This is a genomic window from Rhodobacter xanthinilyticus (assembly GCF_001856665.1).
In the GTDB taxonomy this organism is placed as follows: Bacteria; Pseudomonadota; Alphaproteobacteria; order Rhodobacterales; family Rhodobacteraceae; genus Rhodobacter; species Rhodobacter xanthinilyticus.
Map to the genome: position 1 here is coordinate 1,782,509 of NZ_CP017781.1, position 24,599 is coordinate 1,807,107.

23 protein-coding genes are annotated in these 24,599 nt (G+C 68.3%); 18 read left to right on the forward strand and 5 right to left on the reverse strand.

Features of this window, described 5'->3' with window-relative positions:
* Positions 1 to 97: 97 nt before the first annotated feature.
* The gene (locus tag LPB142_RS08815; protein ID WP_068766787.1) at positions 98 to 391 is read right to left on the reverse strand and encodes a DUF6477 family protein; all 294 of its coding nucleotides are present in this window, start codon (positions 389 to 391) and stop codon (positions 98 to 100) included.
* A 222-nt stretch (positions 392 to 613) separates the two neighbouring features.
* Here LPB142_RS08815 and LPB142_RS08820 point away from each other — a divergent pair, with 222 nt between their 5' ends.
* On the forward strand, positions 614 to 1,738 hold the full coding sequence (locus LPB142_RS08820) for a DUF6456 domain-containing protein (protein WP_071167193.1): 1,125 nt from the start codon (positions 614 to 616) through the stop codon (positions 1,736 to 1,738).
* Positions 1,739 to 1,863: 125 nt separating this feature from the next.
* Here LPB142_RS08820 and LPB142_RS08825 read toward each other — a convergent pair whose 3' ends face one another.
* Positions 1,864 to 2,412: a peroxiredoxin gene (locus LPB142_RS08825; RefSeq protein WP_068766788.1), complete on the reverse strand. Its 549-nt coding sequence runs from the start codon at positions 2,410 to 2,412 to the stop codon at positions 1,864 to 1,866.
* A gap of 259 nt (positions 2,413 to 2,671) precedes the next feature.
* On the opposite strand from LPB142_RS08825, the gene lipA reads away from it, so the two are divergent.
* The 4 genes from lipA (at position 2,672) to LPB142_RS08845 (ending at position 6,763) form a co-directional block, all read left to right on the forward strand.
* On the forward strand, positions 2,672 to 3,622 hold the full coding sequence (gene lipA, locus LPB142_RS08830) for a lipoyl synthase (protein ID WP_071166154.1): 951 nt from the start codon (positions 2,672 to 2,674) through the stop codon (positions 3,620 to 3,622).
* 144 nt (positions 3,623 to 3,766) lie between these two features.
* Positions 3,767 to 4,882, forward strand: a complete 1,116-nt coding sequence (locus LPB142_RS08835) for a Ppx/GppA phosphatase family protein (RefSeq protein WP_068766790.1) — start codon at positions 3,767 to 3,769, stop codon at positions 4,880 to 4,882.
* Positions 4,882 to 5,655, forward strand: coding sequence for an RlmE family RNA methyltransferase (locus tag LPB142_RS08840; protein ID WP_068766791.1), 774 nt, complete (start codon positions 4,882 to 4,884; stop codon positions 5,653 to 5,655). Before LPB142_RS08835 ends, LPB142_RS08840 begins: the two co-directional genes overlap by 1 nt.
* A gap of 115 nt (positions 5,656 to 5,770) precedes the next feature.
* Positions 5,771 to 6,763, forward strand: a complete 993-nt coding sequence (locus LPB142_RS08845; protein ID WP_071166155.1) for a helix-turn-helix domain-containing protein — start codon at positions 5,771 to 5,773, stop codon at positions 6,761 to 6,763.
* Here LPB142_RS08845 and LPB142_RS08850 read toward each other — a convergent pair.
* Positions 6,760 to 7,785, reverse strand: coding sequence for a YeiH family protein (locus tag LPB142_RS08850; RefSeq protein WP_156506882.1), 1,026 nt, complete (start codon positions 7,783 to 7,785; stop codon positions 6,760 to 6,762). The genes LPB142_RS08845 and LPB142_RS08850 overlap by 4 nt on opposite strands.
* Positions 7,786 to 7,881: 96 nt before the next feature.
* On the opposite strand from LPB142_RS08850, the gene LPB142_RS08855 reads away from it, so the two are divergent.
* The 3 genes from LPB142_RS08855 to LPB142_RS08865 all read left to right on the forward strand — a co-directional run bounded on the left by LPB142_RS08855 (position 7,882) and on the right by LPB142_RS08865 (position 12,957).
* Entirely contained in the window at positions 7,882 to 8,790 is a 909-nt protein-coding gene (locus tag LPB142_RS08855) for a LysR substrate-binding domain-containing protein (protein WP_071166156.1), read from the forward strand.
* A 176-nt stretch (positions 8,791 to 8,966) separates the two neighbouring features.
* A complete protein-coding gene (adh, locus tag LPB142_RS08860; RefSeq protein ID WP_071166157.1) occupies positions 8,967 to 10,493 on the forward strand; it encodes an aldehyde dehydrogenase in 1,527 nt (508 codons plus the stop codon).
* Positions 10,494 to 10,728: 235 nt separating this feature from the next.
* Positions 10,729 to 12,957 (forward strand): methyl-accepting chemotaxis protein, encoded by a 2,229-nt coding sequence (locus LPB142_RS08865; RefSeq protein ID WP_071166158.1) that lies wholly within the window; start codon positions 10,729 to 10,731, stop codon positions 12,955 to 12,957.
* A gap of 37 nt (positions 12,958 to 12,994) precedes the next feature.
* On the opposite strand, the gene LPB142_RS08870 is transcribed toward LPB142_RS08865, so the two are convergent.
* Together LPB142_RS08870 and miaA are read right to left on the reverse strand one after the other, a co-directional pair.
* Positions 12,995 to 13,867 (reverse strand): AraC family transcriptional regulator, encoded by an 873-nt coding sequence (locus tag LPB142_RS08870; RefSeq protein WP_232230880.1) that lies wholly within the window; start codon positions 13,865 to 13,867, stop codon positions 12,995 to 12,997.
* 99 nt (positions 13,868 to 13,966) lie between these two features.
* The gene (gene miaA, locus LPB142_RS08875; protein WP_071166159.1) at positions 13,967 to 14,860 is read right to left on the reverse strand and encodes a tRNA (adenosine(37)-N6)-dimethylallyltransferase MiaA; all 894 of its coding nucleotides are present in this window, start codon (positions 14,858 to 14,860) and stop codon (positions 13,967 to 13,969) included.
* Positions 14,861 to 14,994: 134 nt separating this feature from the next.
* Here miaA and pyrH point away from each other — a divergent pair, with 134 nt between their 5' ends.
* The 10 genes from pyrH (at position 14,995) to fabZ (ending at position 24,596) form a co-directional block, all read left to right on the forward strand.
* Positions 14,995 to 15,726 carry a UMP kinase gene (gene pyrH, locus LPB142_RS08880; protein WP_068767057.1) on the forward strand — a complete coding sequence of 244 codons (732 nt, stop codon included), beginning with the start codon at positions 14,995 to 14,997 and terminating at the stop codon, positions 15,724 to 15,726.
* Positions 15,727 to 15,862: 136 nt separating this feature from the next.
* Entirely contained in the window at positions 15,863 to 16,426 is a 564-nt protein-coding gene (frr, locus tag LPB142_RS08885; protein ID WP_068766797.1) for a ribosome recycling factor, read from the forward strand.
* 119 nt (positions 16,427 to 16,545) lie between these two features.
* Complete coding sequence (uppS, locus tag LPB142_RS08890; RefSeq protein WP_232231001.1) at positions 16,546 to 17,220, forward strand: polyprenyl diphosphate synthase; 675 nt, start codon at positions 16,546 to 16,548, stop codon at positions 17,218 to 17,220.
* Positions 17,217 to 18,023 carry a phosphatidate cytidylyltransferase gene (locus LPB142_RS08895; RefSeq protein WP_068766798.1) on the forward strand — a complete coding sequence of 269 codons (807 nt, stop codon included), beginning with the start codon at positions 17,217 to 17,219 and terminating at the stop codon, positions 18,021 to 18,023. The genes uppS and LPB142_RS08895 overlap by 4 nt, the downstream gene beginning before the upstream one ends.
* Positions 18,024 to 18,034: 11 nt before the next feature.
* Complete coding sequence (gene dxr, locus LPB142_RS19045; protein ID WP_068766799.1) at positions 18,035 to 19,213, forward strand: 1-deoxy-D-xylulose-5-phosphate reductoisomerase; 1,179 nt, start codon at positions 18,035 to 18,037, stop codon at positions 19,211 to 19,213.
* A 3-nt stretch (positions 19,214 to 19,216) separates the two neighbouring features.
* Positions 19,217 to 20,596 (forward strand): RIP metalloprotease RseP, encoded by a 1,380-nt coding sequence (rseP, locus tag LPB142_RS08905; protein ID WP_071166160.1) that lies wholly within the window; start codon positions 19,217 to 19,219, stop codon positions 20,594 to 20,596.
* Positions 20,597 to 20,724: 128 nt separating this feature from the next.
* A complete protein-coding gene (locus LPB142_RS19395; RefSeq protein ID WP_198037818.1) occupies positions 20,725 to 20,895 on the forward strand; it encodes a hypothetical protein in 171 nt (56 codons plus the stop codon).
* Between the two features lie 142 nt (positions 20,896 to 21,037).
* Positions 21,038 to 23,434 carry an outer membrane protein assembly factor BamA gene (gene bamA, locus LPB142_RS08910; RefSeq protein ID WP_071166161.1) on the forward strand — a complete coding sequence of 799 codons (2,397 nt, stop codon included), beginning with the start codon at positions 21,038 to 21,040 and terminating at the stop codon, positions 23,432 to 23,434.
* A 4-nt stretch (positions 23,435 to 23,438) separates the two neighbouring features.
* Positions 23,439 to 24,041: an OmpH family outer membrane protein gene (locus LPB142_RS08915; RefSeq protein ID WP_068766802.1), complete on the forward strand. Its 603-nt coding sequence runs from the start codon at positions 23,439 to 23,441 to the stop codon at positions 24,039 to 24,041.
* 93 nt (positions 24,042 to 24,134) lie between these two features.
* Complete coding sequence (gene fabZ, locus LPB142_RS08920; RefSeq protein WP_068766803.1) at positions 24,135 to 24,596, forward strand: 3-hydroxyacyl-ACP dehydratase FabZ; 462 nt, start codon at positions 24,135 to 24,137, stop codon at positions 24,594 to 24,596.
* Positions 24,597 to 24,599: the final 3 nt, after the last annotated feature.

Below are 24,599 nucleotides of genomic sequence, written 5' to 3' on the forward strand. Positions count from 1 at the left end.
GGGGGGAGGCCCCCCGGGCGTGACACCTCCCGTCCCGAGGAGGTGAGCGTGCCTGATCGCCCGCGGCGGGCGCCTTTAATCGCCCGCGGCGGGCGCCTCAGATCGCCTGCGGCGGGCGGGGCAACAGCCGCGCCTCCGCCATCATCGCGATCAACAGCTCGATATGCCGCATCAGGCTGTAATTGGCCGCCCCCTCTTGCCGCGAGGCCTCGAGCTTGGCCTCCTCCTCGATCAAGCGCTCGAGCGCCTGCTCGGGGCCGGGCACGGCCTGCGCCTGCATCAGCCGGCGCAGATCGCGCGCGCGGTTGTAATCGGTTTGTCCGAAACGGGCGGCGCGGATCAAAAGCCGCGGGCGGCGCAGGTTGGCGATCAGATCGGACAGGTCTTTCATGGTGGTTCCCCTCGCTATGAGTGGCCAGAATGACTCAACCCAAGCGGGTGTTGCGCAAACAAGCGCTCAACCGTGCGGTTAGTTCGGAGATCTTTAGAATTTTTAAACAATTATCGGCATCGGTCCGTTTCTTAACGAACGGGTAACCAATGCAACCCACGGTTGTGTGTGAAAACGCGGCGCGAGCTGCAAGCCTCGGCCCAGACTATGGGGGATGAGACCATGATGACGACTTCGGTCACGGCGGATCTGCCCGCCTGGCTGCCCGATTACGCCCGCCTCTATCTGCGTCATGTGGAAGAGGGCGTGTCGATCCGGGAACTGGCGCGGGCCGAGGGCTGCCATGCCTCGACCGTCCTGCGCCGGGTCCGCCGGATCGAAAGCCGCCGCGACGACCCTCTGGTCGACGAGGCGCTGGCGGCGCTCGGGGCCCAAGGGTCGCGCCTTTCTCACACGACCGCCCAAGACAAGGAAACCGCCTGGATGACTGCTCCGATCCGAACCCAGACCCTGCCCGTCGACGAGGATACGCTCGCCCGGGAGGGCCGGCGCATCCTGCGTCGCCTCGCCGAAGCCGGCGCGCTCCTGATCGTCGCGGGGGACATGGACAAAGCGGTGGTGCTCAAGGGCACCGTGCGCACCGCGGTGCTCGAGCGCGGCGTGGCCAAGGCCTTCGCGCTCAAGGACTGGATCGTGGTGAAACACACCGGCCGGGTGATGAGCTACGAGATCTCGGTGGCGGGGCGCGCCGCGCTCAAGCGGATGCTCGAGGAGGATGCCGCGGCGCGCGGTGAGCGCCTCGAGGACGAGGAGACCGACGGCCCGCAGCCCTTCGCCGGCCAGCACCGCGACTGGGGCGAGCGCGAGATCGGCGAAGAGGGCGGCCGGCGGCGCCGGATGCGGGCAAACCTCGCCGAAAGCCCGCTTGGCGTGCTCGCGCGGCGGCGTGATGCGAATGGCGAGCCCTTCCTGACCCCCGATCTGGTGGCGGCGGGCGAGCGGCTGCGCGAGGATTTCGAGCTTGCGCAAATGGGCCCGCGGGTCGCGCAGAACTGGGAGCGCTTCATGACCGGCGGCGGCGCGCGCGGCGGTTACCGCCCCGAGCTTGGCCATGGCGGCGGCTCCGAGCGCGCCCGCGAACGCGTGGCCGAGGCGCTGCGCGATCTGGGCCCGGGGCTCGGCGACATGGTGCTGCGCTGCTGCTGCTTCCTCGAAGGGCTCGAGACCGCCGAGCGCCGGCTTGGCTGGTCGGCGCGCTCGGGCAAGATCGTGCTGCGCATCGCGCTGATGCGGCTCAAACGCCATTACGACGAGGTCTATGGCGGCCAATCGCCGCTGATCGGCTGAGCCGCGCGGCCCGGGCGGGGCAGGGGGCGCCGCCCCCTCCGCGCTCAGTGCCAAGAAAAAGGCCGGGGAGCGCACCCCCCGGCCTTCCGTTCGCGCCTTTCCTGGAGGCGGGAAATCTTAGCCGATCAGGCGGCTTGTTCCTTGTTGACCTCGCGCAGCCAGCCCAGAACGGTCTCGGGCGAGGAGACGCCATAGGGGTCTTCGCCGTGGTTGTCCGCGAGACCCGGCTCTTCGAACCAGGCTTCCACGACGCCGTTGTTCACGACCGCCGCATAGCGCCACGAGCGCAGCCCGAAGCCGAGGTTGTCCTTGCGCACCAGCATGCCGACGCGGCGGGTAAACTCGCCCGAGCCATCCGGGATCACCTTGACGTTCTCGAGGCCCTGCGCCTTGGCCCATTGGTTCATCACGAAGCTGTCGTTGACCGACAGGCAGTAGATCTCGTCGATGCCCTCGGCGGCGAAATCGGCAAAGCCCTTCTCGAAGCCCGGCAGCTGATAGGTCGAGCAGGTGGGCGTGAAGGCGCCCGGCAGCGCGAAGAGCACGACGCGTTTGCCGGCGAAATAATCGGCAGTGGTCTTGTCTTCCCAGCGGTAGGGGTTCGGGCCGCCGACGGCCTCGTCGCGCACGCGGGTGTGGAAGGTGACTTCGGGCAGCTTGGCGCCGGTTTGCATTTTGCGGATCTCCTCGGGAGGGTGGTTTTAAAATCGTTCTAAAACATCTCGAGGCATGTCACAACTCCTGACCCAGCGCTTGCAGCAAAATTTTGCCGCACCGCCGCGCGCGCCGGGCCGGGCGCGCGGATCTGCCCGATTTTTCACCAGACCAGCCCCCGACCCCCGCCAGAGCGGCCCTGCGCCGCGGGTCTCGGCCATTGCCTGCGCGGGCGTTTGGGCCTATCTGTGCCCGAACGGTCCATTCAGGGAGATATCCGTGTCCGACCTCAAGATCCCCGGCCAACGCCACCCCGAGAAGGCCCACCGCCCCGATCAGGCGCAGCCCAAGAAACCCGCCTGGATCCGCGTCAAGGCGCCGACCTCGCAGGGCTACAAGGACACCCGCGAGATCCTGAAGACCAACAAGCTCGTCACCGTCTGCGAAGAGGCGGGCTGCCCGAATGTCGGCGAATGCTGGTCGCATGGCCATGCGACGATGATGATCATGGGCGAGATCTGCACCCGCGGCTGTTCGTTTTGCAACGTCGCCACCGGCCGCCCCGATGCGCTCGACGCTTTCGAGCCCGGCCGCGTCGCCCATGCGGTGCAGACGCTCGGGCTCAAACATGTGGTGATCACCTCGGTCGACCGCGATGACCTCGAGGACGGCGGCGCCGAGCATTTCGCCCAGACGATCCGCGCCGTGCGCCACCGCGCCCCCGACACCACGATCGAGATCCTGACGCCCGATTTTCTCAAATGCAGCCCGCGCGCGCTCGAGACCGTGGTCGAGGCGCGCCCCGATGTCTTCAACCACAACCTCGAGACGGTGCCCGGCCTTTACCCGACCGTCCGCCCCGGCGCGCGCTATTTCCATTCGCTGCGCCTCTTGCAGCGGGTGAAGGAGCTCGACCCGAGCATGTTCACCAAATCCGGGATCATGGTCGGCCTCGGCGAAGACCGCCAGGGCGTCTTGCAGGTCATGGATGACATGCGCGCCGCCGATATCGATTTCCTGACGATCGGCCAATATCTGCAACCGACCCCCAAACACCACGGCGTCGACCGCTTCGTCACCCCCGAGGAGTTCAAGGATTACGAGAAATCGGCCTATGGCAAGGGGTTCCTGATGGTCTCGGCGACGCCGCTGACGCGCTCGAGCTATCACGCGGGCGATGATTTTGCCCGGCTGCGCGCCGCCCGGCTGGAGAAACTCGGCCGCGGCTGAGGCATTGCGCCGCACCTTCGCGCAAAGCCCCGTCACCCCGGCGGGGCTCTTGCATTTTTGCACAGTCGCCCGCGCGCCCGCTCTCTTGAAGAAAGCCCCCCGAGCCGCTAGGTTGGGGGTAACTTGAAATCGGAGGGCGTGCTCATGGCGCCCAGGCGTCCCCGGGTCCCGGGCGCGTTCCCGAAACCGGTAGAGCCGACCGCGACCCAGACCGCTGAGAAGGGCGAGCTTTATGCTGCGCTCGATCTCGGCACCAACAGTTGCCGGATGCTGATTGCCCGACCGAAGGGCAATCAGTTTCAGGTGGTGGACAGCTTCTCGAAAGCGGTCCAGCTCGGCCAGGGGCTCGAAGCCTCGGGCCGGTTGTCGCGTCAATCCATGGCGCGCACGGTGCAGGCTTTGCAAATCTGCCGCCGCAAGATCGAGAGCCACGGCGTGCGCCGGATGCGTCTGGTCGCGACCGAGGCCTGTCGGCGCGCTGGCAATGCGCGCGATTTCATCCGCTTCGTGCGGCGCGAGACCGGCCTGCCGCTCGAGATCATCCCGCCCGAGGAGGAGGCCCGCCTTGCGGTGATCTCCTGCGCCTCGCTGGTCAGCCCGCGCACCGAACAGCTCCTCGTCGTCGATATCGGCGGCGGCTCGACCGAGCTCGTCTGGATCGACCTCTCGCGCGTGCCGCCACCTGACCGCGCCCGCGCGATCATGCGGCTCTCGGGCGGCTTTCATCAGCCCGAAACCGCCGAGCCCGCGGCCCGCGTCGTCGACTGGATCTCGGTGCCCTTGGGGGTCGCGACGCTGAAGGACCAGTTCGGCGATGTCGAGGACGACGCCGCGCGGTTTGCGCTGATGAGCTGGTTTTTCGAGGAAAAGCTCGCCGATTTCACCCCCTATGCCTCGGGCTGCCCGCAGGAGGGGTTCCAGATCATCGGCACCTCGGGCACGGTCACGACCGTCGCCGCCTGCCATCTCGGGCTCAAACGCTATGACCGCACCCGCGTCGACGGGCTGACCATGTCGTCCGGGCAGATCGACGCGGTGATCCGCAATTTCCTCTCGCTCGGCCCCGAGGGCCGCCGCGCCGATCCGCGGATCGGCCGCGACCGCCATACGCTGATCATGTCGGGCGCGGCGATCTTGCAGGCGCTGATGCGGGTCTGGCCGACCGACAGGATGTCGGTGGCCGACCGCGGCCTGCGCGAGGGCCTCCTTTATGCACAAATGGCCGCCGATGGCGTGCTCGAAGAACTGGGATCGATCTGATGACGAAAACGCCGACCGGCAAGAACACCTCCGGGCGCGGCCAGCGCGATCTGCGGGTGCGGGTGAAGACCGCCAAGGGCCGCAAGCTCTCCTCGACGCTCTGGCTGGAGCGCCAGCTCAACGACCCTTACGTCGTGCGCGCCAAGAAAGAGGGCTACCGCGGCCGCGCGGCCTTCAAGATCCTGGAACTCGACGAAAAATTCCGCTTCCTCGTGCCCGGCGCGCGGGTCGTCGACCTCGGCTGTGCGCCCGGCGGCTGGTGCCAGGTGGCGGTGAAACGGGTCAATGCGCTCGGCGAGAAGGGCGGCAAGCGGGTCGGCACGGTGCTCGGCGTCGATCTGCAGGAGGTCGCGCCGATCGCGGGCGCTGAGGTCCATGTGCTCGATTTCCTCGAGGACGGCGCCGATGATCAGGTCAAGGCCTGGCTCGGCGGGCGGGCCGATGTGGTGATGTCGGATATGGCGGCCTCGGCCTCGGGCAACCAGCAGGTGGACCATTTGCGGATCATCACGCTGTGCGAACACGCCGCCTATTTCGCCTTCGACGTGCTCGAGGAGGGCGGCACTTTCGTCGCCAAAGTGCTCGCGGGCGGCGCCGAACAGGGGCTGATGACGATCCTGAAGAAGAATTTCGAGAAGGTGGTGAACGTCAAGCCGCCGAGCTCGCGCAAGGACAGTTCGGAGAAATTCGTCGTCGCCCAGGGCTTCCGCGGCAAGCGCCATGAAGAGGGCCTGCCAACCGCCGAGGACGACGAGGCCGGCCCGCTCGGCTGAGCTGTCTCACTTTTGAGACAGCCCCCGCCTCTACGACTTAAATAGCAGTTGTTCTGCGGCCGATCTGCCGTAACCTGAGGCCGGACGCATTCGGAAAGAGGGGAGGCTTTTCGCCATGACGTCGCTGTCTCGCGGGGCGCCGCGCAATCACGCAGAGATTGTCAAATCCGTGGTGACATCCTCGGCGGCCTTGGGGCGCGCGGGGTTCGCCGCGAGCTGGCGCCGCTCGCTCGTGCATCACAAGCTCGACCCGGGTCAGGGCGGCGGCATCGAGCGGCTGAGCTCGGCCGAGGTGCGCGCCCGCCGCGAAGCCTCGGGGCTCTTGCTGCGCATCGCCGAGCCGGTGCTCGACCGGCTGGCGCGGGCGGCCTGCGACTCGGGCTGCACGGTGCTTTTGTCCGATGCCGGCGGGTTCATCCTCGATGAACGCGTGCGCGCGGGCGACAAGCGCGATTTCCATGCCTCGAACCTCGCGCCCGGCTCGGATTGGTCGGAGGGCGCCGAGGGCACGAACGGCATCGGCACCTGTCTGGCCGAGGGCCGCGCCGTCACCGTCTGGCGCGACCAGCATTTCCGCGCGACGAACACCGGGCTGACCTGCACCGGCGCGCCGGTCTTCGGCGCCGAGGGCGAGCTTGCGGGCGTGATCGACATTTCCTCGGCACGCGCCGACATGACCGAGGGCTATGCCCGCCTCGTCGCGCTGACCGTGCAAGATGCCGCGAGCCGGATCGAGGCCGATCTCTTCCGCGCCTCCTTCGAGGGCGCGCGGATCCTCTCGACGGGCGGCGCGAGCGCGGTGGAAAGCGGCCCGGCGGGGGTGATGCTCTTGGCGCTCAACCGCGACGATCTCGTCATCGGCGCCACCCGCGCGGCGCGTAAAGCGCTGAATATCAACGCAGATCAGATCGGCCATCTGCCCGCTGATGATCTCTTCCACCCGGGCCGCGAGGCCGCGCCGGGCGGTGGGCTCGAGGAGGCGCAGCGCGCCGAGATGGTGCGCGCGCTGGCGCGGGCGCGCGGCAATGTCTCGGCCGCGGCGCGCGATCTCGGCATCGGGCGCGCGACCTTCTACCGCAAGGCCAAGGCCCTCGGCGTCGCGGTTTAAACGAGGCGCACGAGCCCGGCGGCGAGGCTCGAGATGAAGAGCCAACCCGCCGCGCCGAGAAGGAGCGGGCGCAGCCCCTTCAGCCGCAGCTTGCGCAGATCGGTGCCGAGCCCCATCGCTGCGAGCGCCGCGGTCAGCATCAGCCCGGTCGCCTCCGCCACCGGCGGATGCGCCGCGGCGGGCACGAGCCCGGTCGAATTCGCCCCGACCGCCGCCAGAAAGCCGAAGACGAACCAGGGCGCGGGCGCGCGCCCGCCCGCCGCGCCGCCGCGCGCCCGGGCGAGCCCGCCAAGCACGAGGATCAAGGGCGCGAGCATCATCACCCGGGTGAGCTTCGCCACCGTGCCCGCCTGGCCCGCCGCCTCGCCTTGCGAAAACGCCGCGCCGACGACCTGCGCCACCTCATGGATCGCCGCCCCGGCCCAGAGCCCATACTGCGCCGCATCCATCCCCAAGGCATTGGCCAGCAACGGAAATCCGAGCATCGAGAGGGTGCCGAAGAGGGTCACGCAAGCGATCGCATAGGCGACATCCTCCTCCTCGGCTCGCGTCACGGTATTGACCGCGAGCACCGCCGAGGCGCCGCACACCGAGGTGCCCGCCGCGATCAGCTCGGCCAGACCCCGCTCGACCCCCATCGCCCGGCCGAGCGCCTTGGTGAAGACAAACGTCGCGCCGAGCACCACCGCGATCACCGCCACCCCCGGCGCGCCCACCGCCGCGACATCGCCGAGCGTGAGCCGAAAGCCGAGCAGAACCACGCCGGCGCGCAGGATGCGTTTGAGCGTGAAGGCAACGCCGGGCTCGAAGCGGGCGGGCAGGGCGGTCAGGTTGCGCAAGGCCACGCCGCCCAGCATCGCGATCCCCATCGGGGTGAGCGCCGCAACGCCCAAGCCCCGCGCGAGCGCCATCGCGCCCAGAGCCATCGCGAGCGTGAGCCCGAGCCCCGGCGCGAGCGCTATGAGCGCAGTGCGCGTGCGCGCGGCAAGGCCGAGGGGCAGGGCGGTGGGCTGGGGTGTCATGGCAATCTCCGTCTTTGGCGCCAGTCTCGCGCGCGCCGTTCCATCCGTCCAACGCATTGTTCTTGCCGGAATCATCGAAATATTCGATGATTTCCCATGACCCTCGATCAGCTCCGCATCTTTCTCGCCGTCGCCGAACGCCGCCACATGACCCGCGCGGCCGAGGCGCTCGGCCTCACTCAATCGGCGGTGTCCGCGGCGATTGCGGCGCTCGAGGGCGCCCATCAGCTGCGGCTCTTCGACCGGGTGGGCCGCGGGATCGAGCTTTCCGACGAGGGCGCGCGGTTTCTACCCGAGGCGCGCGCGGTGCTGGCGCAGGCCGAGCGTGCGCGGATCGCGCTCGAAGATCTCGGCCGGGCGACGCGCGGGCGGCTGCGGATCTTTGCCTCGCAGACGGTGGCGGGCACCTGGCTGCCGCCGCGGCTGATGGCGCTGCGCGGCGCGCATCCGGGGGTGGAGGTGAGCCTCGCCACCGGCAATTCGGCCCAGGCCGCGCAGGCGGTGCGCGAGGGCGCGGCCGATCTCGGCTTTGTCGAGGGCGAGGCGCCCGCCGCCGATCTGCGCGCGCGGGTGGTAGCGCAGGACCGGCTGGTTCTGGTCGCGGCGGCGGGGCACCCGGTCTTGGCGCGGGCGGCGGCGCGGGGGCTCGGGGCGGCGCAGTATCGCGCGCTCTCATGGGTGCTGCGCGAGCCGGGCTCGGGTTCGCGCGCGGTCTTTGATGCGCATCTCGCCGGGCTCGGGCTCGGGGCGCGCGATCTCGATGTGGTGCTCGAACTGCCCTCGAATGAATCGGTGGCGGCGGCGCTGCGGGCGGGCGGGGCGGTGGCGATGCTCTCGGAACGCGCGGTCGCCGGGGCGCCGGGGCTCGGGGGGGCGGAGGTCGATTGGGGCCCCGAATCTACCCGCCCGCGGCGCAATTTCACCCTCCTCACCCACCCCGAGCGCCACCGCACCCGCGCGCTCGAGGCGGCGCTCGCGCTCTTCGCGCCATGCCCGCAAGGCTGATCTTGCCGCTACGTCACCGATGCTGCGCCGCGGCATGGCCTTCCGCGCCTGCACCTGTCTCGGGGTCGAGACACATCGTTATTCATTCAATGCAAATCGGCTATGCATGAGGCGCGCAACGCGGCAGGCTCCTCTCATCGGCCAGCGGAGGGCTGGCTATCCAGGGAGGAAAACACATGGCCAACGATATGGCACCCGAGTTCAAAGGCGTGATGGTCTCGCCGTTCAAGACCCGTTACGACAACTTCATCGGCGGCAAGTTCGTGCCCCCGGTCAACGGCAAGTATTTCGACAACGTCACGCCGATCACCGGCGAGAAGATCTGTGAAGTGGCGCGCTCGGACGCCGCCGATATCGAGCTCGCGCTCGACGCCGCCCATGCCGCCAAAGACGCCTGGGGCACCACCTCGGCCGCGCATCGCTCGAACGTGCTCCTCGCGATCGCCGACCGCCTCGAAGCCAATCTCGACCTCTTGGCCGCCGCCGAAACCTGGGACAACGGCAAGCCGATCCGCGAAACGACGGCCGCCGACATCCCGCTCTCGGTCGACCATTTCCGCTATTTCGCCGGGGTGCTGCGCTCGCAAGAGGGCACGATGTCGGAAATCGACAATGACACCGTGGCCTATCACTACCACGAGCCGCTCGGCGTCGTCGGCCAGATCATCCCGTGGAACTTCTCGATCCTGATGGCGGCGTGGAAGCTCGCCCCGGCGCTCGCGGCGGGCAACTGCATCGTGATGAAACCCGCCGAACAGACCCCGGCCGCGATCATGGTTCTGGCCGAGCTCGTCGCCGACCTGCTGCCGGGCGGTGTGCTGAACATCGTCAACGGCTACGGCGCCGAGGTTGGCGCGTCGCTCGCCCGCTCGACCCGCATCGCCAAGATCGCCTTCACCGGCTCGACCGCGACGGGGCGCAAGATCATGCAGGCCGCGACCGAGAACCTGATCCCGGTGACGCTCGAGCTTGGCGGCAAATCGCCCAACATCTTCTTCTCGGATGTGATGGCGAAAGATGACGCCTTCCTCGACAAGGCGGTCGAAGGCTTCGTGCTCTTCGCCTTTAACCAGGGCGAGGTCTGCACCTGCCCGTCGCGCGCGCTGATCCAGGAAGACATCTACGAAGCCTTCATCGAACGCGCCATCGCCCGCGTCAAAGCGATCAAACAGGGCGACCCGCGTCTGATGGAAACCATGGTCGGCGCGCAAGCCAGCCAGGAACAGCACGACAAGATCATGTCCTACCTGCAGATCGGCCGTCAGGAAGGCGCCGAAGTGCTGGTCGGCGGGGATGCGGCGCGCTTCAACGGCGATCTGGCGAACGGCTTCTACATCCAGCCGACGATCCTCAAGGGCCACAACAAGATGCGCGTGTTCCAGGAGGAAATCTTCGGGCCGGTCGTCTCGGTGACCACCTTCAAGGACGAGGCAGAGGCGCTGCATATCGCCAATGACACGATGTATGGCCTCGGCGCCGGCGTCTGGTCGCGCGATATCAACACCTGCTACCGCTTCGGCCGCCACATTCAGGCGGGCCGCGTCTGGGTCAACAACTACCACGCCTACCCGGCGCACGCCGCCTTCGGTGGCTACAAGCAATCGGGCATCGGCCGCGAGAACCACAAGATGATGCTCGACCACTATCAGCAGACCAAGAACATGCTGGTCAGCTACAACCCCAACAAGCTCGGGTTCTTCTGATACCTCCTCATCCCGGCTTGGTCCGCCTCGGCCCCCCGAGGCGGACACCCCAAGAGGCGCTCCGCAAGGGGCGCCTCTGTCGTTGGCGCCACCCCCGGCGCCAATGACAGGCCCGCGTGCAGTCCTTCCCGTCGCGCGCGGGTCGCTTTGCGCGCGGCGCGGGCGGGGCGCGGGGCGGCGGAAACCAAAGATTAGGGAGTTTGCGCTATGCCGGGCAAAACGAATGAGGCCCGCCATGAATATTTCCCGCCAAATCATCGCCCTGCCGATCGCGGTTTCGGTGCTGGCCTGCGCGCTGATGGCGGCGGGCCTTGTCTATCTCGGCGCGGTCTCCGACCGGATCACCCGCGGGCGCGAACTCGAGATCGCCGAAACCGGGCTGCGCAGCGCGATCGCTCGCACCGAGGCCGAGGCGCTCGCCCGCGCCGAGCTGATCGCGGGGCTGCCGGCGGTGCAAGAGGCGGTGGCGCGGCGCGATGATGCCGCGCTCGAGGCGATGATGGCGCCCGGCTGGGAGGTCTTGCGCGATCAGACCGGGGTCGAGCAGCTGCAATTCCATATCCCGCCCGCGACCTCGCTGCTGCGCGTCCATGCGCTCGACAAGCGCGGCGATGATCTCTCCGCCTTCCGCAAGACCGTGGTCGATGCCAATGCCTCCGGGACATCGCTCGCCGCGCTCGAACGGGGCCGCGCGGGGCTCGGTGCGCGCGGCGTCGCGGTGGTGCGCCATCAGGGCGCGCCGGTCGGCACCGTCGAGGTCGGGCTGAGCCTTGGCAAGGAGTTTCTCGCCTCGCTCGCCGCCGCCACTGGCAATGATTATGAATATTACGCCCTGCCCGAGGAGGGAATCGCGCGTTTCGATCCGGCGAAGAGCGCCGATCTGCGGGTCGCGGCGAGCTTTCAGGGCGCGGCGCTGCTCGGCCCTGACGAGATCGCCGCGCTGCGCGCGGGCGGCACCTATGATGCGAGCGTGACCCTCGAGGAGGCGCGCCACATGCTGCGCGCCATCGCCGTCACCGATTATGAGGGCAAGGTCGCCGGGATCTTCACCGTCGCCGCCCCCACCGCGATCTATGACGGCCTCGTCACCGAGGGCAAGCTCGTCACCGCGCTGGTCACGCTGCTGGCCGTGGGGCTCGCGCTCGCGCTCGCGCTGCGCTTCGGGCGCGGCATCGTCGCCCAGATCGCGGCGCTCAGCCGCACCACCGTCGCCCTCGCCACCGGCCAGACCGATGTCGAGATCCGTGGCACCGAACGCGGCGATGAACTCGGCGAAATGGCCCGCGCGCTGCGCGTCTTTGCCGATAATCTCGTCGAAACCGCCCGGATCGAAGCGGCGCTGCGCGCCGAGGAGGCGCAACTGCAAGCCAGCGAAGAGGCCCGCCGCGCCGAGGAAGCGCGCGCCGAAGCCGCCCGCCAGGAGGCCGCCCGCGCCGAAGAGGAACGCCGCGCCCGCGCCGAGGCCGAGGAGATGGAGGCCGCGCGCGCCCGTGAGGAAGAGGCGCAGGCGCGCCTTGCCGAACAATCCGCCGTGGTCAGCGCGCTTGCGCGCGGGCTCGAGGCGCTCGCCCGCGGCGATCTCAGCGCGAGCCTGACCGAGCCGCTGCCGGGCGATTATGAAAAGCTGCGTCTCGACTACAATGACACGCTCAACCAGCTCGCCTTCGCGCTCGGCGAAATCGGCCATGGCGCCAAGCGCATCGATGGCGAGGCCGCGCTGATCGCGCGCTCGAGCGATGATTTGAGCCGCACCACCGAAACCAATGCCGCAACGCTCGAGGAAACCGCCGCCGCGCTCAACGAACTCACCGCCTCGGTGCAATCGGCCGCCGATGGCGCGCGCGAAGCGACCGAGATCGCGGGCGCCGCGCGGCGCAACGCCGAGCTCGGCGTCGAAGTCGTCGAACAGGCAATCTCCGCGATGTCGGAGATCGAGGCCTCGGCCCGGGCGATCTCGCGCATCACCTCGGTGATCGAGGAAATCGCCTTCCAGACCAACCTGCTCGCGCTCAACGCCGGCGTCGAGGCCGCGCGCGCGGGCGAGGCGGGGCGCGGCTTTGCCGTCGTCGCCTCCGAGGTGCGCGCGCTCGCACAACGCTCCTCCGAGGCCGCCAAGGAAATCTCGACGCTGATCGCCGCCTCGGACGAACAGGTCCATTCGGGCGTGAAACTCGTCGGCAAGACCGGCCAGGCGCTCTCGGAAATCATGGGATCGGTGACCGAAATCTCCTCCCGCGTGATCCAGATCGCCGCCTCGGCGGGCGAGCAGGCCAGCGGCATCGTCGAGATCAACGCGGCGGTGAACCAGCTCGACCGCACCACCCAACAGACCTCGGCGATGTTCGATGCAATCCACGCCTCCGGGCGCTCGCTCGCCTCGGAAAGCACCGCGCTCAATGATGCGGTCAATATCTTCGTCCTGCCGAGCTCGGCGCCCGATCAGACCGCAATCGCGGCCGAATGAGCACCACGGCCGGCCCGGGCGCGCTCAACCGGCGCGCTCAGCCCGCGCGGCGAAACGCGCTCGGGGTCTTGCCGGCGCGGTGCTGGAAGGCGCGCGAGAAATAGGCGGGGCTGGTGAAGCCGAGGCTGCGCGAGATCTCCTTGATCGGCAGCTCCGTATCGGCCAGAAGCCGCCGGGCCTCGAACAGGCGCCGATCTTGCAACAGATCCGAGGCCGAGCGCCCGCAGGTCTCGCGGCACGCCCGCGACAGATGCGTCGGCGTCACGCCAAGGCTCTCGGCCAGATCCGCCACCCCGAGCCCGGTGCGAAAATCGCGCTCGAGCAGCTGGGTGAAGCGCGCGGCGAGCCGCTTCGAGGCAGTCGGGCGCGGGGCCTCGTCGCTCGCCGCCTCGACCTGCCGCTCGAGCCAGACGCCGAGCAACCCCAGATGATGCTGCGCGGCGCGCGCGGCATTGGCCTTGTCGGAGCCCAGCTCGCGCTGGATCGCCTCGAAAATCGCCGAAAGCTCCGCCTGTTTCGACGCCTCGCGGATCCGCAGATGCTGCACCGTCATGGGCAGATCGATCCCCGAGTTCCGCCCGAAGAAGAGCACCATCCCATGGGTTTGCGGCCCGGCCTCGAAGCCATGCATGACACCGGCCGGGATCAGGATCGCATTATGCGGCCCATAGCCCCGCGTCACGCCGCCGATCGTGATTCGCCCCTGACCGCGGGTGAACCACAGCAGGCAGGGCTCGGAATGCGCGCGCATCGCCTCGACCCGCCACCGCCCGCCCTGCGCCAGCCGCTGGATCGGGATCAACCGCGCGGCCGAGGGTTCGGCGCCGCCCTCAAGGCGCGCGGGCTGCGCCACGGGGCCGGGCTTGGCCTTGGCAAATTGCGAAAGCGGCGGGGTCGAAAAAAGCTTCACGTCGGGCCTCGGGTCTGCGGAACTTGCGTGAAGAATAGGCGCGAAGCCCTTTATTTCCAACAGTTTTCTGGAAAATCGGCGAAGTGTTGCAAAGCTCGCTCACCCGCGCAGGATCTTGTGCCAAGCCCCCATCCGGGCACGAAACCATGTGCGTTGGCGCTTGGCATATTGGCGCGAGGCGGCCTGAGCGCGGATCCGCGCCTCCGCGAGGCTCAGCTCGCCGCGCAGATGCGCGACGAGCTCGGGCGCCCCGATCGCGCGCGCCCAAAGCGCCCTGGGCTCCCAGATCGGCAAGACCGCGCGCGCCTCCTCGAGCGCCCCTTCGGCCAGCATCAGATCAAACCGCCGGTCGATCCGCTCGGCGAGCCAATCGCGCTCCGCCTCGATCACCAGCGCCGTCGCCCCCCCGAGCGGCAGCATCGGCGCCGGCGTCTCGTCTTGCCAGGCCGCAAGCCCCCGCCCGGTCGCGCGCATCACCTCCCAGGCACGCTGCACCCGCACCGGGTTGCGCGCATCGACCCGCGCCGCGCTCGCCGCATCGAGCTCGGCCAGCATCCCCGCATGCCCCTCCGCCACCCGCCGCGCATCCGCCTCGGCGCGGATCTCGGGCGGCGTCGGCGGGATCTCGGCCAAACCCTCCGTCAGCGCGGTGAAATAAAGCCCCGTGCCCCCCACGACGATCGGCCGCGGCCCGGCCCCGGCCCGATGGGCCGCGAAAATCGCCGCCACCTCGCGCAGCCAATGGCCCACCGAATAGTCCTCACCCGGCGCGCGATGGCCATAAAGCGCATGCGCCGCCGCCGCCTCATCGCCCGCCGAGGGCCGCGCCGAAAGCACCCGCCAGCACGACCAGACCTGCAACGCATCGGCATTGACCACGACCCCGCCCGCGCCCGCCGCGATCTCGAGCGCAAGCGCCGATTTGCCGCTGGCCGTCGGCCCGGCGATCAGAACCGGCCGATCGGCGGGGATTTTTGCGGCAATTGCGGTCATTTACCCTGTTTTCCCCTGCGTGGCCGAAGCGAAACGAAAATTCCCCCCAAAGCAGGGAATTCCCGAGGTTGAACCCGCCCGCCATTTGCGACATTTTGCGGCGCAATGACAACCGCAAGATTGGGGGCCCCGAGATGACTGTCGAGAATGAACCGGCGGTGAAATACAAACGCGTTCTGCTGAAGATCTCGGGCGAGGCGCTGATGGGCGACCAGGGCTACGGCCTGCACCCGCCGACCGTCGCCCGCATCGCGCGCGAGGTCAAGACGGTCCATGACATGGGCGTCGAGATCTGCATGGTGATCGGCGGCGGCAATATCTTCCGCGGCCTCGCGGGCTCGGCGCAGGGCATGGAGCGCACCACCGCCGACTATATGGGCATGCTCGCCACCGTGATGAACGCGCTCGGCATGCAGGCGCAGCTCGAGGCGCTCGACATCCACACCCGGGTGATCTCGGCGATCCCGATGGATCAGGTCTGCGAACCCTATATCCGCCGCCGCGCCGTGCGCCACCTCGAGAAGAAGCGCATCTGCATCTTCGCCGCCGGCACCGGCAACCCCTATTTCACCACCGATACCGCCGCCACGCTGCGCGCCAACGAGATGAACTGCGAGGCGATCTTCAAGGGCACCAAGGTCGATGGCGTCTACGACAAGGACCCGAAGAAATTCGACGACGCCAAGCGCTACGACACCGTCTCCTATGACGAGGTCTTGCAAAAGAACCTCGGCGTGATGGATGCCTCCGCGATTGCGCTCGCGCGCGACAACAACCTGCCGATCATCGTCTTCTCGCTCGACGAGCCAGGCGGCTTCCGCGGGATTCTCGCGGGGCAGGGCACCTATACCCGCGTGCAGGGCTGACCGGCGGCGCCCCGCCTATCCCTTTCATCTTGCCCCAAATATCTCGGGGGTTCGGGGGCAGCGCCCCCGTTCCCCCTACCCACAGGGCCGAAAGCCCGCTACAACCACTCCGAATGCAAAGACCCCGGGAGGACCCATGTCCGACGAACTCGAAATCGACACCGACGACCTCGAACGCCGCATGGAAGGCGCGATGGCCTCGCTCAAACATGAATTCGGCACGCTGCGCACCGGCCGCGCCTCGGCCACCATGGTCGAGCCGGTGATGGTCGACGCCTATGGCCAGCTCACGCCGATCAACCAGGTCGGCACGATCAACGTCCCCGAGCCGCGGATGGTCACCATCAACGTCTGGGACAAGGGCATGGTCGCCAAGGTCGAAAAGGCGATCCGCGATTCCGGCCTCGGCATCAACCCGCAGACCAACGGCACGATCGTGATGCTGCCGATCCCCGAGCTCAACGAGGAGCGCCGCAAGGAGCTCACCAAGGTCGCCGCCCAATATGCCGAACACGCCCGCGTCGCGATCCGCAACGTGCGCCGCGACGGCATGGACCAGATCAAGAAGGCCAAGGGCAACGGCATGTCGGAAGACGATGTGAAGTTCTGGGAAGCCGAGGTCGAGGAGCTCACCAAGAAGCATATCGCGGTGATCGACAAGGCGCTCGAGGCCAAACAAGCCGAGATCATGCACGTCTGAGGCCCGGCCTCGCAGCGAAAGGCCTCCCCATGGCGCGCAAATCCGCTCCCGTTGCCCCCGCCGACCCCGAGGCGCCGATCTGTGGCGTCGATTACGGCGTCGCGCATGTGGCGATCATCATGGACGGTAACGGCCGCTGGGCCACCAACCGCGGCTGGCCGCGCCTCGCCGGCCACCGCCGCGGCGCCGAGCGCATCAAGCAGATCGTGCGCACCGCGCCCGACATGGGCGTGCGCTACCTCACCGTCTACGCTTTCTCGACCGAGAACTGGAAGCGCTCGACCGAGGAAGTGCTTGGTCTGATGGGGATTTTCGCGCGCTACATCGAGAAGGAGGCCGATGAGCTGGCCTCGCTCGGCGTGCGGATGCGCTTCATCGGCGAACGCGGGCGGCTCGATGGCAAGCTCGCGCGTCTGATGGGCGGAATCGAGGAGCGCACCAAGGACAACACCCGCCTGACGCTGACCGTCGCGATCAACTACGGCGGGCGCAATGAGCTTGCCCGCGCCGCGGCGCGGCTCGCGCGTGACCATGCCGCGGGGCTGATCTCGGCGGAGGATCTGGGCGAAGAGGCGCTCGCCGCGCGGCTCGATACCGTGGGCCTGCCCGACCCCGATCTCGTGATCCGCACCTCGGGCGAGACGCGGACCTCGAATTTCCTCGCCTGGCAGGCGGCCTATGCCGAATATGAATTCACCGAGACGCTCTGGCCCGAATTCACCCCCGAGGAGCTCGCCAAGATCCTGAGCCGCTTTGGCACCCGCGACCGGCGTTTCGGCGGGGCCAAGGCATGAGCGCAGGCGGCACAGCCGGCGCGGGGGCGGGCGGCGGCGGCCGCTGGGGCGATCTGCGCGCGCGCACGCTCTCGGCGCTGGCGATGGTGGTGGTTGGCGGCGGCGCGATCTGGGCGGGCGGGATCGCTTTCGCCGCGCTCGCGGTGCTCGTCACCGGGCTGATGATCTGGGAGCTCGCCGCGATGACCGCGCCCGCGCGCCCGGGCAATGCCAAGCTCATCGGCCTGATCGGCGCGGGCGCGCTGGCGGCGGTGTTGTTCCGCCATGACCCGTTCCTGATGCCGCTTCTGGCGCTGCCCTCGATGCTGCTCACCGTCGGCGCGCGCCGCGACAAGCCGCTCGCCTCGGTCTATGCGCTCGCGATCATGCTCACCGGCTACGGGCTCGTGGCGCTGCGCCAGGGCTTCGGCTCGGCCGAGATCCTGTGGCTGATCGCGCTCGTCATCGCCTCCGATATCGCGGGCTATTTCGTCGGCCGCGCGGTCGGCGGGCCGAAATTCTGGCCCGCGATCAGCCCGAAGAAAACCTGGTCGGGCACGGTGGCGGGCTGGGTCGGCGCGGGGCTCGTCGGGGCGGCCTTCATGGCGTTTGCGGGGCCGCACCTGCTCCTGTGGCTCTCGCCCGTCTTCGCGCTCGCCGGCCAGATGGGCGATATCGCGGAGAGCTGGCTCAAGCGGCGCGCGGGCGTCAAGGACAGCTCGACGCTGATCCCGGGCCACGGCGGCGTGCTCGACCGGTTCGACGCGCTGATCGGGGCGGTGATGGCGGTGCTCGTCGTGCGCCTCGTGCTCACGGCGCTCTGAAAGGAAAGATCATGCGCAGGGTTTCGGTTTTTGGCGCCACCGGCTCGATCGGGGTGAATACGCTCGATTTGCTGACCCGCCAGGGCGGCGCGGAGGCCTATCAGGTGGTCGCGCTGACCGGCGGGCGCAATGTCGATCTCCTGGCAAGCCAGGCCCGCAGCCTGCGCGCCGAGATCGCGGTGACGGCCCATGAAGACTGCCTGCCCGCGCTGCGCGCCGCACTCCATGGCTCCGGGATCGAGGCCGCGGCGGGGGCGGGGGCGCTCGTCGAGGCGGCCGAGCGGCCCGCCGATTGGGTGATGAGCGCGATCGTCGGCGCCGCCGGCCTCGCGCCGGGCTTTGCCGCGCTCAAACATGGCACGACGCTCGCGCTCGCCAACAAGGAGAGCCTGGTGACCGCCGGGCCGCTGCTGCTGGCCGAGGCGGCGCGGCACGGCGCGCGGATCCTGCCGGTCGACAGCGAACATTCCGCCGTTTTTCAGGCGCTCGTCGGCGAGGAGATCTCGGCGGTCGAGCGGGTGATCATCACCGCCTCGGGCGGCGCCTTCCGCGATTGGCCGCTCGAGCGGCTGGCCCGTGCCACCGTCGCCGAGGCCTCGACCCATCCGAATTGGGCGATGGGCCAGCGGATCACGATCGACAGCGCCTCGATGTTCAACAAGGCGCTCGAAGTCATTGAAACCAAGGAATATTTCCAGATCGCGCCGGAGAAGATCGAGGTTCTCGTCCACCCCGAGAGCCTCGTGCATGCGCTGGTGGGCTTCGCCGATGGCGCGCTGATGGCGCATCTGGGCGCGCCCGATATGCGCCATGCGATCGGCTATGCGCTGAACTGGCCCGCGCGGCGCGATCTGCCCGTCGCGCGGCTCGATCTCGCCGCGATCGGCGCGCTCACCTTCCGCGCCCCCGATCTGACCCGCTTCCCCGCGCTGGCGCTCGCGCGTGAGGTGATGGCGATCGGCGGCACCGCGGGCGCGGCTTTCAACGCCGCCAAGGAGGCCGCGCTCGATGCCTTCATCGCCGGCCAGATCGGCTTTCTCGACATGGCGCGGGGCGTCGAAAGCGTGCTCTCTGAAATGTCAGCGCGCCAGGGCCTTGGAAATGTCGCGATCAGCCTCGATAACGTCATGGCAACCGATGCGGAGGCGCGCGCGCGCCTTCACCAAAGCATTTCGAGCGGAAAGGTCTGAGTTTTGGACATCTTGCCGGGCTTCCTGAGCGCCCTCTGGACGGTGGGCTCCTTTGTCGTCGCGCTGTCGATCATCGTGGCGGTGCATGAATATGGCCATTACATCGTCGGGCGCTGGTCGGGGATCAAGGCGGAGGTGTTCTCGCTCGGCTTCGGGCCGAAGCTCGTCTCGCGCGTCGATCGGCGCGGCACCCGCTGGCAGATCGCCGCGATCCCGCTCGGGGGCTATGTGAAATTCCTCGGCGATGCCAATGCGGCCTCGGCGGGCACCGATGCCGAAGCCGTCGCGGGGCTTTCGCCCGAGGAGCTGCGCGCCACGATGGCGGGGGCGCCGCTCTGGGCGCGGGCCGCGACCGTCGCGGCGGGGCCGGTTTTCAACTTCCTGCTCTCGATCGCGGTGATCGCGGGGCTGATGCTCTACTCCGGCACCGCGACCGATGAGCCCACCGTGGGCGATATCGTGGCGCTGCCCGAGGGCTCGGGGGGCCTGCGCGCGGGCGACCGGATCGTCGCGGTCGAGGGGCTCGCGACGCCCGATTATGCCGCGCTGAACAAGGCCGCCGATGCCGCGCCCGCCGCGACGGCGACGCTGCGCTACCGGGTTGCGCGCGAAGGCGGCGAGACCGAGATCGAGGGCCCGCAGCTCCTGCCGCCGCGGCTCGCCGGCGTCACCCCGCAATCGGCGGCCTATGCGGCCGATCTTCGGGCGGGCGATGTGATCACCGCGGTCGATGGCCGCCCGGTCTGGCGCTTCGAGACGCTGCGCGAGATCGTCGGCGCGGGCGATGGCGCGCCGCTCACGCTCTCGATCTGGCGCCCCGAGGCGGTGGACGAGGGCGCCGCGGGCAGCCCGGCCGCGCTGCCGGGCACGCGTTTCGAGGTCACGCTCACCCCCAAACGCACCGATCTGCCGCTGCCCGAGGGCGGCTTCGAGACCCGCTGGCTGATCGGCGCGACCGGCTCCTTCGCCTTCGAGCCCGAGACCCGCGCGACCGGCCTTGGCGAGGCGCTCACCGGCGCGGTCGCCACCACCTGGACGATCGTCACCACCTCGCTCTCGGGGCTGTGGAGCATGATCGCGGGCGAGATTTCCTCGTGCAACCTGCATGGCGCGATCGGCATCGCCGAGGGCTCGGCGGCGGCGGCGAAATCGGGGATGCCCGATTTCATCTGGTTCATCGCGATGCTCTCGACGGCGGTGGGCTTCCTCAACCTCTTTCCGATCCCGATGCTCGATGGCGGGCATCTGATGTTCTACACCTGGGAAGCGGTGGCGGGCAAACCGCCCTCGGAAAAGGTCTTCAACGGGCTGATGGCGCTCGGCATGGCGCTGGTCTTCACGATGATGATCTTCGGGCTCTCGAACGATCTCCTCTGCCCCTGAGCCCGCCCCGGCCGGACCACCGAAAGGGCGCCCGCGGGCGCCCTTTGATTTTCGCGCCGCCGCGCCTCATTTCGGCCCCATTCCACCGGTAATGAGTGCAGGAGAGCCGAAGTCTGGAGGATGGTGCGATGCAAATGGTGTTGAACGAAGGCGTGCGCGGCCTGTCGGCGATGGTCGAGCTGAACCTCGACCGAATCCTGGTGCCGCTTGCGATCCTCGTGGCGCTCGCCGCGGGCACGCTGCTCGGCGCGCAGCTGATCGACGTGATCACCCCCGAGATGTTGCCGGCTCAGGTCTGAGGCAAAAACGCCGCAAAACCGGCGGAAATCTGCTCTCTCGAAAGGCGCGGGCCCTCCCGCGCCTTCGCGTTTTGACAAGCCCCGTCTTTCCCGCTAGTCACGTCTGTGAAGGGCGCAAACCGCGCGAAAACGGGGACTGACGATGAAACATCTGCTGCAGCGCGGCGCCGGTCGGAGCATCACTGCGGAACTGTCCAAACGGGCGGCAATTTTGCTTTCTGTGGCAATGGTTTGCACCGCGACGCCGCAGTTCGCCGAGGCCCAGAACTATCAGTTCTCGGCGCTGAAAATCGTCGGCAACGAGCGGATCGAGCCCGCCACGATCATCTCCTACGCCGGAATCGCCCGCGGCAAGACGATCAGCTCGGGCGATCTGAACGACGCCTATCAGCGCCTGCAGGGCTCGGGCCTGTTTGAATCGGTCGAGATCGCGCCGCAGGGCGGCACTCTGGTGATCACCGTCAAGGAATACCCGACCGTCAATGTCGTGAACTTCGAGGGCAACAAGCGGCTGAAGGATGAAAACCTCGGCAAGCTCGTCTCGACCCAGCCGCGCAAGGTGTTCTCGCCCGCGCTCGTCGAGGCCGATGCCGCCGCCATCGCCAAGGCCTATGCCGAGGCCGGCCGGATCAACGTCTCGGTCAACCCGAAGGTGATCAAGCGCGACAACAACCGCGTCGATGTCGCCTTCGAGATCACCGAGGGCAAGGTCACCGAGGTCGAGCGGCTCTCCTTCACCGGCAACCGCGCCTATACCGACCGCCGCCTGCGCCAGGTGGTCAACACCAAACAGGCCGGCGTCTTCCGCACCCTGATCCAGCGCGACACCTATGTCGCCGATCGCGTCGCCTATGACCGCCAGCTGCTGACCGATTTTTACCATTCGCGCGGCTATGTCGATGTGCAGGTCACCGGCGTCTCTTCGGAAATGACCCGCGCGCGCGATGGCGTGTTCATGACCTTCAACATCCGCGAAGGCCAGCAGTTCAAATTCGGCAAGATCACCACCAGCTCGGAGATCGAGGGCCTCGACGCCGCCGAGTTCCAGAAACAGGCCAAGATCCGCGAAGGCGTGGTCTATTCGCCCAATGCGATCGACCTCGCCGTGACCCGGATGGAAGAGCTCGCGCTGCGCAAGGGCGCGCAATTCGTCCGCGTCGAGCCGCGCGTGACCCGCAATGACCGCGACCAGACGCTCGATATCGATTTCGCGCTGATCCGCGGCCCGCGCGTCTTCGTCGAGCGGATCGACATCGAGGGCAACACCACCACCCAGGACCAGGTGATCCGGCGCGAATTCCACACCGCCGAGGGCGATGCCTTCAACCCGCGCGAGATCAAGAACTCCGCCGAACGGATCCGCGCGCTCGGTTTCTTCGAGGATGCGCAGGTCGACAGCAAACAGGGCTCCGGCCCCGATCAGGTCGTCGTCGATGTGAACGTCAAGGAACAGCCGACCGGCTCGCTCTCCTTCGGCGCGAGCTACGGCAAATCGGCCGGGATCGGCGCGGCGGTCTCGCTCGAGGAGCAGAACTTCCTCGGCCGCGGCCAATATCTCGGCATCTCGCTCGCCACCACCTCGGGCACCAAGCAAAACCAGATCAAGTTCATCGAACCCTATCTGCTGGGCCGCGATCTGCAGGGCAAATTCAACCTCTGGTACAATACCTCCGAGGATGACAGCTCGGAATATTCGACCCGCTCGATCGGCATCTCGCCGGCGATCGAATTCCCGCTGTCGCAAAACGGCCGGCTCGAGCTGCGCTATACCTATTCGCGCGACAAGATCTATGATGTCGAACAGATCGCCGACCCCGATGGCGATGGCATCTTCTCCGGCTCCTCGCCGGTGCTTTATGCCGAAGAGCTGAAGGGCGAGCGCGCGAAATCGGCCTTTGGCTACACCTATAGCTATGACACGCGCCTGACCGGGCTCGACCCGCGCTGGGGCTTCACCTTCGATCTCAACCAGGATCTGGCGGGCTTTGGCGGCGATGTCGATGCGCTGACCACGACCGCGCTCGCCCGCGTCGAGCGCAAGGTCTGGCAAGAAGAGGTGACGCTGCGCGCCGAGATCGAGGGCGGCGCGGTGCATGCGCGCTCGGGCTCGAACCTGATCCTGCTCGACCGCTTCACCGGCAACGGCAAGATCCGCGGCTTCGAGACCAACGGCTATGGCCCGCGCGACCTCAACGCGCCCAACCAGGATGCGCTCGGCGGCAAATATTTCGCCGCCGTCCGGCTCGAGACCGAATTCCCGGTCGGCCTGCCGGAGGAATATGGCGTGCATGGCGGGCTGTTCCTCGATGCGGGCTCGGTCTGGGGGCTCGACGATACCGCGGGCGCCTGCGCGACGCCCGTGACCTCGGTCTGCGCGGGCTCGATCGACGACGGGCTGAACTGGCGCTCGGCGGTCGGCTTCTCGGTGTTCTGGGATACGATGCTCGGGCCGCTGCGCTTCAACTTCTCGAAGGCGATCAAGAAAGAGGACTACGACAAGGAACAGTCCTTCGACATGACGATCTCGACGAAGTTCTGAGCCGATGGCGCGGCGCGGGGCAGGGACGGCGGCGCTCGGGGGGCGGATCGCGGGCGCGCTGGCGCTCGGCGCGCTGCTTCTGGCCGCACCCGCCGCGCCCGCCCAGACCCCGGTCGATGTGCCGCCCGGCGCGCAGATCCTGACCCTCGACTGGGAAGAGCTCTATGACGGCTCGGCCTGGGGCAAGCGGGTGCAGGCCGAGATCGCCGCCGAGGGCGCCGCGCTCACCGCCGAGAACAACCGCATCGCCGATGATCTCGTCGCCGAGGAAAAAGCCCTCACCGACCGCCGCGCCGGCATGGAGCCCGCCGCCTTCCGCACCGAGGCGCAGGCCTTCGACAAGAAAGCGACCGAGATCCGCGCCGCGCAAAACGCCAAGGCCGAGGCGCTCAACCGCCGCTTCGAGGCCGAACGGCAGGCCTTCATCGCCGCGCTCGTGCCGCTGCTCGACGGCTTTCTGGCCGAGCACAAGGCGGCGATGGTGATCGACCGGCGGGTGATCATCCGCGCGCTGGCGGGGATCGACGTGACCGACGAGCTGATCGCGCTCGCCGACGAGAAACTGGGCGCGGGCCAGCCTGCCGCCACCCCCGCCACCCCCGAATAACCCGCGCGGCGCCTCAATTCTTGCCAAGCCTGCCCGGGGTTGCTAGCAAGTGGCTGACCGCGCCCGAGCGCGCCCCAGATCGACGGAGATCCGATGACCGAAGCTGCCCCCCACACCACCGCCGATCTCGATCTGATCAAGAAGATCATCCCGCATCGCTATCCGTTCCTCCTCGTCGACAAGGTGCGCGATATCGTGCCGAACGAGACCGCCGTGGGGATCAAGATGGTCACCGCCAACGAGCCCCATTTCGAGGGCCATTTCCCGGCGAAACCGATCATGCCGGGGGTGTTGATCATCGAGGCGCTGGCGCAGACCGCGGCGGTGCTCGTCGGCGTGTCGATGGATGTGATCGGCAAGGATCTGCTGACCTATTTCATGGGCATCGACAAGGCCAAGTTCCGCCGCATGGTGGTGCCGGGCGATTGTCTTGAGCTGCATGTCAAGGCGCTGCGCGGCGGCGGCAAGATCTGGAAATTCGAGGGCCGGGCGCTGGTCGAGGGCGAGCTCGCGGCCTCGGCCGAGTTCACCGCGATGATGGATCTGAAGGGCTGATCG